The sequence below is a fragment of the Mycobacterium sp. 4858 genome (genome assembly GCF_900240975.1).
Taxonomy (GTDB): domain Bacteria; phylum Actinomycetota; class Actinomycetes; order Mycobacteriales; family Mycobacteriaceae; genus Mycobacterium.
This window is the reverse complement of record NZ_LT968776.1, coordinates 2221650-2232965: the sequence shown is the minus strand read 5'-3', so window position 1 is coordinate 2232965 and position 11316 is coordinate 2221650. Positions and strand designations below refer to the sequence as shown.

At 65.5% G+C, this 11316-nt stretch carries 11 protein-coding genes; 6 read left to right on the top strand and 5 right to left on the bottom strand.

What is annotated here, in order from left to right:
• Positions 1-7: 7 nt before the first annotated feature.
• From gyrB to dnaA, 5 genes are all read right to left on the bottom strand, one after another.
• Positions 8-2041, bottom strand: a complete 2034-nt coding sequence (gyrB, locus tag C1737_RS18975) for a DNA topoisomerase (ATP-hydrolyzing) subunit B (RefSeq protein ID WP_067919574.1) — start codon at positions 2039-2041, stop codon at positions 8-10.
• Positions 2042-2296: 255 nt separating this feature from the next.
• Positions 2297-2923 carry a DUF721 family protein gene (locus C1737_RS18970; protein ID WP_369807566.1) on the bottom strand — a complete coding sequence of 209 codons (627 nt, stop codon included), beginning with the start codon at positions 2921-2923 and terminating at the stop codon, positions 2297-2299.
• Positions 2851-4008 (bottom strand): DNA replication/repair protein RecF, encoded by a 1158-nt coding sequence (gene recF, locus C1737_RS18965; RefSeq protein WP_102419198.1) that lies wholly within the window; start codon positions 4006-4008, stop codon positions 2851-2853. Before recF ends, C1737_RS18970 begins: the two co-directional genes overlap by 73 nt.
• Positions 4009-5208, bottom strand: a complete 1200-nt coding sequence (gene dnaN, locus C1737_RS18960) for a DNA polymerase III subunit beta (protein WP_067919578.1) — start codon at positions 5206-5208, stop codon at positions 4009-4011.
• Positions 5209-5734: 526 nt separating this feature from the next.
• Positions 5735-7264: a chromosomal replication initiator protein DnaA gene (gene dnaA, locus C1737_RS18955; RefSeq protein ID WP_102420027.1), complete on the bottom strand. Its 1530-nt coding sequence runs from the start codon at positions 7262-7264 to the stop codon at positions 5735-5737.
• Between the two features lie 601 nt (positions 7265-7865).
• Here dnaA and rpmH point away from each other — a divergent pair.
• The 6 genes from rpmH (at position 7866) to rsmG (ending at position 11249) form a co-directional block, all read left to right on the top strand.
• On the top strand, positions 7866-8009 hold the full coding sequence (gene rpmH / locus C1737_RS18950) for a 50S ribosomal protein L34 (protein WP_073880743.1): 144 nt from the start codon (positions 7866-7868) through the stop codon (positions 8007-8009).
• Between the two features lie 23 nt (positions 8010-8032).
• The gene (gene rnpA, locus C1737_RS18945; RefSeq protein WP_082972686.1) at positions 8033-8395 is read left to right on the top strand and encodes a ribonuclease P protein component; all 363 of its coding nucleotides are present in this window, start codon (positions 8033-8035) and stop codon (positions 8393-8395) included.
• A 29-nt stretch (positions 8396-8424) separates the two neighbouring features.
• Complete coding sequence (gene yidD, locus C1737_RS18940; protein ID WP_102420026.1) at positions 8425-8724, top strand: membrane protein insertion efficiency factor YidD; 300 nt, start codon at positions 8425-8427, stop codon at positions 8722-8724.
• The gene (gene yidC / locus C1737_RS18935; protein ID WP_102419197.1) at positions 8708-9817 is read left to right on the top strand and encodes a membrane protein insertase YidC; all 1110 of its coding nucleotides are present in this window, start codon (positions 8708-8710) and stop codon (positions 9815-9817) included. Before yidD ends, yidC begins: the two co-directional genes overlap by 17 nt.
• 70 nt (positions 9818-9887) lie before the next feature.
• Positions 9888-10457, top strand: a complete 570-nt coding sequence (locus tag C1737_RS18930) for a R3H domain-containing nucleic acid-binding protein (RefSeq protein ID WP_067919581.1) — start codon at positions 9888-9890, stop codon at positions 10455-10457.
• A gap of 57 nt (positions 10458-10514) precedes the next feature.
• Positions 10515-11249: a 16S rRNA (guanine(527)-N(7))-methyltransferase RsmG gene (rsmG, locus tag C1737_RS18925; RefSeq protein ID WP_102419196.1), complete on the top strand. Its 735-nt coding sequence runs from the start codon at positions 10515-10517 to the stop codon at positions 11247-11249.
• Positions 11250-11316 lie beyond the last annotated feature (67 nt).

The window sequence follows — 11316 nt, the reverse complement described above, 5'->3', positions numbered from 1 at the left end:
GAGTCGGTCAGACATCCAGGAAGCGAACGTCTTTGGCGTTGCGGGTGATAAAGCTGCGGCGGGCATCGACGTCTTCGCCCATCAGGATGGAGAACAACTCGTCGGCGGCCGCGGCGTCGTCGAGCGTGACTTGACGCAGCACCCGCACCGACGGGTCCATCGTGGTTTCCCACAATTCTTTGGCGTCCATCTCACCCAGACCCTTGTACCGCTGAATGCCATCCTCTTTGTTGATCTTCTTGCCCGACTTGAGCCCCGCCTCGAGCAGGCCGTCGCGCTCACGGTCGGAGTAGGCGAACTCCGGATCGGTGCGCTGCCACTTCAACTTGTACAGCGGCGGCTGCGCCAAGAACACGTGTCCATTCTCGATCAATGGCCGCATGAACCGGAACAACAGGGTCAGCAGCAGCGTCGAGATGTGCTGGCCGTCCACGTCGGCGTCGGCCATCAGCACGATCTTGTGGTAGCGCAGCTTGGTGAGATCGAACTCGTCGTGAATCCCGGTACCCAGCGCGGTGATGATCGCCTGGACTTCGGTGTTCTTCAGCACCCGGTCGATGCGGGCCTTCTCGACGTTGATGATCTTGCCGCGCAACGGAAGGATCGCCTGGAACATGGAATCGCGACCGCTTTTCGCCGAACCGCCGGCCGAATCACCCTCCACCACATACAGTTCCGACTTGCGCGGGTCGGTGGAGCGGCAGTCGGCCAGCTTCCCGGGCAGCCCGCCTAAGTCGGTGGCGCTCTTGCGGCGCACCAGTTCGCGCGCCTTGCGCGCCGCAATCCGGGCCTGCGCGGACGACACCGCCTTGTTCACAACGGTTTTCGCCTCAGACGGGTTGGCCTCGAACCAGTGCGTCAGCTGTTCGTTGCACACCCTCTGCACGAACGACTTGACCTCGGTGTTGCCCAGTTTGGTCTTGGTCTGGCCCTCGAACTGCGGCTCGGCCACCTTGACCGAGATGACCGCAGCCAAGCCTTCCCGGATGTCGTCGCCGGTGAGGTTGGGATCCTTCTCCTTGAGCAGCTTCTTGTCTTTGGCGTATTTGTTCACCACCGAGGTCAGCGCGCTGCGGAAGCCCTCTTCGTGGGTTCCGCCCTCGTGCGTGTTGATGGTGTTCGCGAAGGTGTGCACCGACTCCGAGTAGCCGCCGTTCCACTGCATGGCGATCTCGACTTCGTGGCCCGGGCCCTTTCCGTCGAAGTCGATCACGCTCTGCTGGATCGGGCTCTTGGTGCGGTTGATGTGCTTGACGAAGTCGACCAGCCCACCCGGGTAGTGGAACGTGCGGTGCTTGACCTTGTGCGGCGCAGTCGATTCCGCCGCCTTCTCCTCGGCGGACTTGGGCGCCTCCGCGGTGTCGCTGACCACCTCGTCGACGACCTCGTCCTGCTCGACTCGTTCGTCGGTGAGGTTGATCGTGAGGCCCTTGTTCAGGAACGCCATCTCCTGCAGACGCCGCGCCACGGTCTCGAAGTCGTACTGGGTGGTTTCGAAGATCTCGGGATCGGCCCAGAACCGGATGGTGGTCCCGGTCTTCTTCGTCGCCTCGCCCTGCTTGAGGGTGCCGGGCACGGCGCGGTCGTAATACTGGAACCACTCGTGCCCGTCGCGCTTGATGTTGACTTCCAGGCGGGTGGAGAGCGCGTTGACCACCGACACCCCGACCCCGTGCAGCCCGCCGCTGACGGTGTAGCCGCTGTTCTCGCCGCCGAACTTGCCGCCGGCGTGCAGCTGGGTCATCACCACGTCGACGGTGGGGGCACCGGTGGCGTGCATCGCCACTGGAATGCCGCGCCCGTCGTCGGCGACCTCCACACTGCCGTCGTCGAGGAGCCGCACGTCAACCCGGGTGGCGTAGCCGGCCATCGCCTCATCCACCGAGTTGTCGACCACCTCCCAGATGAGGTGGTGCAGACCACGCTCACCGGTGGACCCGATGTACATGCCGGGGCGTTTGCGGACCGCTTCCAGCCCTTCGAGCACGGTGATCGCTGAAGCGCCGTATTCGTCTTGCGCCTTCTTCTTCTGGGCAGCCACGGTCGGAATGCTCTCCTTGGGGTTTCATGCGGGCGGTTCCAGTCACCGCGTCAGTCGCATTCCGTCAGTCTACCGTGATGGGCCGTCCGTACCGATTCTCCGGGCGCGTTTCTACCCAGCTAACTGCGCCGTGCGGGCAATTTCTCTATTCCCGCCGCGTCCCGACGTGCGTCCAGGCGGTTCATGTCGTCCTAGCGGCTTTGAGCGGCCTGTTGATAAAGGCCGGTCTGGGGATCGTTGGTGCCGGTCGACGACCTACCCGTAGGTGTCGCGGGGGCCTCGGCCGGGGATATGACGCGGACCCTTGCGCCACGACGGCGCGGCCGGCCCGGTGATCTTGAGCGAGGTCACCACGCCGTTGCCGACCGCCGCGGCGATCTTCGCCAGCAGTTGTGCCTGGATCATCCGCAACTGGGTGGCCCACGCCGTCGATTCGGCCGCCACGCTCAGCACACCGTCGCTCAACGCGGTCGGTGTCGCATGGTCGGCGATCTGCGCCCCCACCACCGTGGACCAGTTGCCCAGCACCGTGCCTTCGGCGACCTGCGCCGACCAACCGCGCTTCTTGGCCAAGTCACGCGCCAGCCTGCCCAGCGGCTGGGGATCACGGGCATCGGGCCCCGGGCCCGACCAGCTGCGCCGCTGGCCCGCCACCCGCCGGGTGGCCGATGGCATCGACCGCCCACGGCCCGCGTCCTTTCCCTGGGCGCGCGCCGCCGCGCGCGCCTCCTCGAGCGTGCGCCGGACCAGGTCCATCCCACGCGCCAAAGCCGGGTCCGCCGCCCCGGCTGATTGTTGTTCGTCGCCCGTCATGACCGCACCGCCGAGACGCGCCCCAGGTCGTCGTCCCGCAATTCGATGTCCACCTGCCTGGCGGACCAGCCCGCCGGGATGTCTTCTGCCACCGCCGCGGTGACCAAAACCTGTTCCGCCGACTCCGCGACCGTCGCCAACGCCTGCCGCCGCGCGGCGTCGAGTTCGGCGAACACATCATCCAACAACAACACGGGTTCACTCCCGTCGGCCCGCAAGAGCTCGTACGACGCCAGCCGCAACGCCACCGCGAATGACCATGATTCCCCATGGCTGGCAAAGCCTTTCGCGGGTTGCTCACCCAACCACAGTTCAAGATCGTCACGATGCGGGCCCACCAGGCACATACCGCGTTCCAGTTCGGCGTCGCGGCGTTCGGCCAGCGCGGACAGCATCGCGGCCTCAAGAAATTCGCGAGAATTGGCGCCCTCGTCTACCTCCGCCGGCGCGCCCAGACTGGTCCGGTAGGCGACCGACGCCGGCCGGGACGCCGGTGCCAGCAGCTGATAGGCCTTCTCCACCTCGGGTGCCAACTGGTTGACCAGGTCGATGCGCGCCGCCATCAACTCGGCCCCGTATTCGGCCAACCGGCTGTCCCACACATCGAGGGTGTCCAGGGCGCTTCTGTCACCGCGATGCCGTATCCCGGAGGCGGATTTCAACAGGGCGGTGCGTTGCCGCAGAACTTTCTCGTAATCGGTACGCACCGCGGCCACCGCGGGCCGCCGCACCGTGGCCAAGTCATCGAGATACCGGCGCCGATCCGCGGGATCCCCGCGCACCAACGCCAAGTCTTCCGGAGCGAAAAGTACGGCGCGCAAAACACCGATCACCTCACGCGTGCTGCGCACCGGTGACCGGTTCAACCGGGCCTTGTTCGCTCGCCCCGCGGCGATCTCCAGATCGATCGCACATTCCCTGCCCTCGTTCACCACGATTGTCGAGACCACAGCCCGGTCAGCCCCCGTCCGGATCAGTGGTGTGTCCGTGCCTACCCGATGGGATCCCATGGTCGTCGAAAACCAGAGTGCCTCAATGAGATTCGTTTTACCGAACCCGTTGGAACCGACGAACACCGTCCGGCCCGGCTCCAATTCGAGGTCGGCGTGCGCCCAGGACCGAAAATCGCGCAGTCCCAAATGCCGGACGTACACCTATCCGGGCAACCGAACTGGCATCAACAGGTAGACGTAATCCGTCGGCAGGGCCGCGAAGGGGCCGTTCCCGCTGGGCGAACTGTCGTCACCGGACGCCGGCCGCAGCAGCGCCGGTTTGCCTGGGGTGGTGAAACCGAACGACACCCGCTCCGAATGGACCGCCGCAAGCCCGTCGGTCAGATACGTCGGGTTGAACGCGATCGTCAACGGCTCGCCGACGAAATCGACGGCAAGGTCTTCCTCGGCCCGGCCGACGTCGTCGGCACCCGCGGACAACCGCAGCGAGCCCTCGGAGAATTCCATCCGCACCTGTGCACCGCGATCGGCCACCAACGCCACCAACTTGATCGCCTCCGTCAGCTCGGCCACGTTGATGGTGGCCACCGCCGTGTGCTCGGCCGGCAAGAGTTGCCGAAACTTCGGGAACTCCGCATCCAGAAGGCGCGTCGTGCTCCGTTTCCCGTTGCCGCTGATCCCGAGCAGCCCGTCCTTGCCCACGCCGCTGCCGGCGCCCAGCGACAACCGAACCTCGGAACCGTCGGCGCCCGCCCTGGCGGCCTCGGCCAACGTTTTCGCGGGCACCAACACCGCCGCTTCGATGTCCGGCGACGACGCCGACCAGGTCAACTCGCGCACCGCCAGCCGGAACCGATCGGTGGCCGCCAAAACCACCGTGTTACCGGAGATCTCGACCCGAATCCCGGTCAACATCGGCAATGTGTCGTCCCGGCCGGCGGCAACGGCCACCTGGCTGATGGCTTCAGCGAAGAGATCGGCGGGCAGCGACCCGGTCTCCTCCGGTAGCGCCGGCAGCGTCGGATAATCCTCGACCGCCATGGTCGGGAGCGAGAATCTGGCGCTGCCGCAGTTCAGCGCGACCCGATTACCGTCGACGTAGAAGTCGACCGGCTTGTTGGGCAACGCCCGGGTGATGTCGGACAACAACCGGCCCGATACCAAAACGCTTCCGGGAGAAGCTATTTCGGCTGCAACCTGCGCTTCGGCGGAAACCTCGTAGTCGAACCCGGAGATCGTCAGCCCTTCGTCGGTGCCGGATAACAGCACTCCCGACAGCACCGGCACCGCCGGCCGGGTCGGCAGATTCTTCGCCACCCACGAGACCGCATCCGCGAAGGACTCCCGCACCAAACGAAACTTCAAGTCGCTGAGGCCAGCTCTCGTCGTCGCCGCGTCCATAGCGTCCCTTCACCTACCGAGCGTTCAAAAGTCCAGTGGCTAGCTTCCCCCCGCTAGCACGGGGTTCCGCCGCGAACGCCACTGACACGTCATGCCAACAACGACCGCAACGGCAGTCGAAGAACAACCGTAGATCGTCGGAGGCCATCTTGAAAGCTAATCGCTAAGCCCGACAAGGCGGGTTACCGGCGGGCGCGGAACCCGACGTCCCCAAAGCTGTATTTCAAAGAAGAAACGACGAAGAGATCTCAGTACTAGTAATAAGCGCTGTGCATTCTGGGGACAGCTGTGGCTCGGTCCAGCTAGGGCCGCGATCGGGCTGTGGATGACAAGGTGCACAACTGTGGGTCGGGTGTTGGGTGGTTGGGGACGAAGCGCGGTTGTGCACGCAGCGCCGGTTACTACACGGCTGTTTCATTGCGTTGTGCACAGTCCTGCGCACAAGCTCTGACTGTGGCGCGTGTGACAGGCGTGCGAGAAGTTTTTTGAAATTACTTGCCGGGCCGGGGCTCAGAGGAGCGTGGCGTCAGCGCTTGGAGCGCTGGCGGATGCGAGTGGTGAGCTCCTTGACGTGATCGAAGACCTCACGTCGCTCTGCCATCTCGGACAAAATCTTGCGTTGGGCATACATGACGGTGGTGTGGTCACGCCCGAATGCCTGTCCGATTTTGGGCAACGACAGGTCGGTGAGCTCGCGACACAGGTACATGGCGATCTGGCGGGACTGCGCGAGCGCCCGCGTCTTACCGGGGCCGCGCAGTTCTTCCACGGTGGTATCGAAGTACTCGGCCGTGGCCGCCATGATGGTGGCCGCGCTGATCTGCATGGTGCTCGCGTCGGCGATGAGGTCACGTAGCACGATCTCGGCCAGGGCCTTGTCGATCGGAGTCTTGTTCAACGAGGCGAACGCGGTCACCCGGATCAGGGCACCCTCGAGTTCGCGGATGTTGCGTTCGATGCTGCTGGCGATGAGTTCCAACACGTCGTCGGGGACCGCCAGGCGTTCCATCTGCGCCTTCTTGCGCAAGATCGCGATCCGCGTCTCGAGCTCGGGCGGCTGGACGTCGGTGATCAAGCCCCATTCGAACCGGGTGCGCAATCGGTCTTCGAGCGTGGCCAGTTGCTTGGGGGGCCGGTCGGAGGAGATGACGATCTGCTTGTTGGCGTTATGCAGCGTATTGAAGGTGTGGAAGAACTCCTCCTGAATACCTTCCTTGCCCTCGATGAACTGGATGTCGTCCACCAGCAACACGTCGACATCGCGATAGCTGCGCTTGAAGGCGACCTTGCGGTCGTCGCGCAGCGAGTTGATGAAGTCGTTGGTGAATTCCTCGGTGGAGACGTACTTGACGCGCATGCCCGGGAAGAGTCGTTGCGCGTAGTTGCCGGCGGCGTGCAACAGGTGGGTCTTGCCCAGACCGGATTCGCCCCAGATGAACAGCGGGTTGTAGGCGCGCGCCGGCGCTTCGGCGATGGCCAGGGCCGCGGCGTGCGCGAAACGGTTGGACGCCCCGATGACGAACGTGTCGAAGGTGTAGCGCCGGTTGAGGCTGGTGCCTCCGGCGACGGCCGGGTCCGCGGGATGCGGGCGCTCGGTGAAGTAGTTCGGCCAACTTTGCGGACTGTCGACGGCTTCACCGCCCTCGTCGGCGTCGTCGGTCTCACCGGTGTCGTCGTCGGGAATCGGCACTGCGGTTTGCAGGAACGGGTCGGCTTGCGCAAGCACAACGTCGTCGGTGTCGTCGTCGGGCGGCGCGATGCGCACCCCGAGTTGGATCTGTTGTCCGAGCCGGCGGCTGAGGGCGTCGGTGATGGGCGCGCGCAGATGACGTTCGATCTCGTTTTGAACGAAACTGCTGGGCACCGACAACAGCGCGAACCCCTCGACGATGGTCAACGGCTGGACGAGGTTGAGCCAGGCTCGCTGCTGGGGGGTGAGGGGAGTGATGAGGGTGGTGCGGTTGGCGGCCAGCCCGTCCGGGACGGATTCACCGTTGAGCTCGGACACGACCGCGTTCCACACGGTGGTGAAACTTGAACCGGGGTCATCGGTCAACGACGCATCCCCCTGGTTCTCGAGCATCCCGGGTCGAAGTACAACCACGCTTGGCGACAAAGCAACTGTCCACATAGTTATACACAGGTGTGGACAGGATGAGCGTATGCGAACCACAACCTACCGGCGACGGCTCGCGATCTCCGTGCTGGAAGAAAACCATGAAGGCCGTCTAGGCAGCTAGTCGATCCACCATCCTCGCATCGTTGTCAAACGTCGTCGCAGTCTAAAACGACACTGGCAGAAGCTAACAGTTTTCCGTGCGGCTGCCAACCGTTCTGCTGCATTCCAATCGGGTTGTTTAGGGTCCGGTGGGCCTGGTTTGACTCGACGCCGATGTGATGCCCGACGGGGGCCGGGCGGCCGCTGCGATGTTTTGCGCCGGGATCGGGCGGGTGCGTTGGGGCAGGCCAGGTTTGACCAGGCGAAGCGCGGTCAGTACCCTCAAACAGTCGCCCGAAAGTCGGCGATGCGGCTGCGACCCAGGTCCGCCTGGGGACCGCGCCGGCCAGCAGCAAGCAAGATTACCTCCGACCGGCCTGCAGACGAGCGAGCGCGTGGCCGGCCGGATGGAAATGCGAGACACAACGAGGAGAACGTCGTGGCCAAGGGCAAGCGGACCTTCCAGCCGAACAACCGGCGCCGAGCCCGCGTGCACGGCTTCCGGCTGCGCATGCGTACCCGCGCCGGACGCTCGATTGTGTCGAGCCGGCGCCGTAAGGGTCGCCGCGCGCTATCTGCCTGATCGCAACGCCGGGTTTTTCCGCGGTGCTTTCCGCACGCAACCGCATGAGGCGGTCAACGGAGTTTGACGCGACGGTGAAGCGCGGAAGTCGCGCGGCGCAGCCCGATGTCATCGTGCATCTCCGGCATGCGGACGACGACGAGGGAGCAACCGGTCCCCGCGTCGGACTGATCGTCGGGAAGTCCGTGGGTTCGGCCGTCGAACGCCACCGGGTGTCGCGTCGGCTCCGCCATGTGGCGCGATCCGTTTTGGGTGAGCTCCACGATTGTGACCGGATGGTGATCCGGGCGTTGCCCGGGAGCCGGACCGCATCGTCGGCGCGGTTGGAGCAGGAGCTGCGCCGGGGATTACGCCGCGCGCTCGAGTCGGCGGGACGGGAGCGGTGAGCGCGCGGCTCGTCCAGTCGGTGGGCGCGATGGCCGTGCGCGGCATGGTTTACGTGATCCAGCTGTACCGGCACATGGTCTCGCCATTGCGGCCGGCGACATGTCGTTTCGTCCCGACGTGCAGCCAGTATGCGGTCGAGGCGCTGACCGAGTACGGCATGTTGCGGGGGAGTTGGTTGGCTGTGGTCAGGCTCGCCAAGTGCGGACCATGGCATGCGGGCGGATGGGACCCGATACCGGAACGCCCGGGATGCCAAGTGAACTTCGAAGATGCCAGCGACGCGTGGGCCAGCCCGGCGGCGCGAGGGGAGAGTGGAACTCTTGTTTGATTTCTTTAGCCTCGACTTCGTCTATTACCCGGTGTCGTGGATCATGTGGGCCTGGTACAAGCTGTTCGCTTCGATGTTGGGTCCGTCGAACTTCTTCGCGTGGGCCCTAGCGGTGATGTTCCTCGTCTTCAGCCTGCGGGCGTTGTTGTACAAGCCCTTCGTGCGGCAGATCCGGACCACCCGCCAGATGCAGGAACTGCAACCGCAAATCAAGGCGCTGCAGAAGAAGTACGGCAAGGACCGCCAACGGATGGCGCTGGAGATGCAGAAGCTGCAACGCGAGCACGGGTTCAACCCGATCCTCGGGTGCCTGCCGATGCTCGCGCAGATCCCGGTGTTCCTCGGCTTGTATCACGTGTTGCGGTCGTTCAACCGAACCACGGGCGGCTTCGGGCAGCCCCACTTGTCGGTCGCCCAGAACCGCCTCACCGGGAACTACGTCTTCAGCCCGACCGACGTCGGGCACTTCCTGGACGCCAACCTGTTCGGCGCACCGATCGGCGCATTCATGACGCAACGCACTGGGTTGGACGCCTTCACGCACTTCAGCCGGCCCGCGGTCATCGCGGTCGGGGCGCCGGTGATGATCCTGGCCGGCATAGCGACGTACTTCAACAGCCGGGCATCGGTGGCGCGGCAGAGCCCGGAAGCCGCCGCGAATCCGCAGACGGCGATGATGAATAAGCTCGCGCTGTACGTGTTTCCGCTCGGTGTCGTCGTCGGCGGCCCGTTCCTTCCGCTGGCGATCATCCTGTACTGGTTCGCGAACAACATTTGGACGTTTGGCCAGCAGCACTACGTGTTCGGGATGATCGAAAAAGAAGACGAGGCCAAGAAGCAGGAAGCGCTTCAGCGACGCGCGGCCAATGCACCGGCGCCGGGGGCCAAACCGAAGCGCAACCCCAAGGCTGGGCAGCCCGGTGGGAACGGATCGGCAACGGCCGGGGAGGGGGAGGCCGAGTCGGACGCCCCCGATGGGGAGGCACCGGCAGGCAGGCCCCAGGCGGCGAAGCCGGATGCAGGCGGCCAAGACGGTGGGGCGGTGAACCGCACCCCGCGGCCGGGGGCGCGCCCCAAGAAACGTAAACGCTGACAACGGAGACATAGCCGGACCGGGCGGTGCGACCCGGTTGGCGGGACCCGCGGATGAGGGAGAGAAAGACATGACCGACGCAGACACCACCACCGAACGTGACGTGGACACCGAACTGGACGCAGAGCGGCCGTCCGAGAGTGGCGCAGAGGCGGACGCCGACGAGTTCGACGACCAGGAAGAGCGCTTGGTGGCCGAGGGCGAAATCGCCGGCGACTACTTGGAGGAGCTGCTGGACCTGCTGGACTTCGACGGCGACATCGATCTGGACGTCGAGGGCAACCGGGCGGTGGTGAGCATCGACGGCAGCAACGACTTGAACAAGTTGGTAGGGCGCGGCGGCGAGGTGCTCGACGCGCTACAGGAGCTGACCCGACTGGCAGTCCACCAGAAGACCGGTGTGCGGAGCCGCCTGATGCTCGACATCGCGAGCTGGCGTCGGCGGCGCCGCGACGAGCTGGCGGCCCTGGGTGACAAGGTGGCGCGACGGGTGTTGGAGTCCGGCGAGCGTGAGGAGCTGGCGCCGATGACGCCGTTCGAGCGCAAGATCGTCCACGACGCGGTCGCTGCGGTGCCTGGTGTGCACAGCGAAAGCGAGGGCGTGGAGCCCGCGCGGCGCGTCGTCGTGCTGCACGACTAGCGAGTTACAGCGGTGTAGTTCCCACGCCGAGGCCAGTGTGCGTCAGGCGAGCGAAGGATGTTTCACGTGAAACATGGCGGGCCCGGCGATCCTCCAGCTGGCGCGCCGGCGTCTCCGGACCCCGTCATGCCGGAAGCCGCCGCGACGATCTTCGGTCCGAGGACCGACCTCGCGTGCCGGTACGCGGCGTTGTTGGCCGGGCCCGGGGTGGAACGTGGACTGCTCGGTCCGCGCGAAGTGGGTCGTATCTGGGACAGGCATCTCCTCAACAGCGCGGCGGTGGCCGAGCTGCTGGATGAGGGGGAGCGGGTGATCGACATCGGGAGCGGCGCCGGGCTGCCCGGTATCCCGTTGGCCCTCGCGCGACCCGATCTCGAGATGGTGCTCCTCGAACCGCTGCTGCGCCGCAGCGAATTTCTCAGCGAGGTCGTCGACCAACTAGGGTTAGCCGTCGAAGTGGTCCGCGGCCGTGCCGAGGAACTGTGGGTACGTCACCAGTTCGGGGAAAGGGATGCGGCGGTGTCGCGAGCGGTTGCGTCGTTGGACAAGTTGACGAAGTGGAGCATGCCATTGCTTCGGCCGGGCGGGCGCATGCTGGCGATCAAAGGCGAGCGCGGCCGCGAGGAAGTTGAACAGTACCGGCGTGTGATGGCAGCATCGGGCGCCGTTGATGCCAGGGTGGTGACATGTGGCGCGACCTATTTGCGTCCCCCCGCAACCGTAGTTATAGCCCGACGCGGAAAGCAGCCGCGCCACCAGCCGGCACGGACCGGGAAGGCCGGGAACCAATGACGAGTCCGGGAGATCAGCCGAGCGCGCCGGCGTCGACTTCGACCGCGGCGCACATCCCGTCGCCCGG

Coding starts and splice junctions, on each gene's coding strand:
- dnaN (WP_067919578.1), bottom strand. CDS start 5,208: ATGGACGCGGCGACGACGAGAGCTGGCCTCAGCGACTTGAAGTTTCGT.
- yidD (WP_102420026.1), top strand. CDS start 8,425: ATGGCCGTGCGCGGCATGGTTTACGTGATCCAGCTGTACCGGCACATG.
- C1737_RS18930 (WP_067919581.1), top strand. CDS start 9,888: ATGACCGACGCAGACACCACCACCGAACGTGACGTGGACACCGAACTG.
- rsmG (WP_102419196.1), top strand. CDS start 10,515: ATGTTTCACGTGAAACATGGCGGGCCCGGCGATCCTCCAGCTGGCGCG.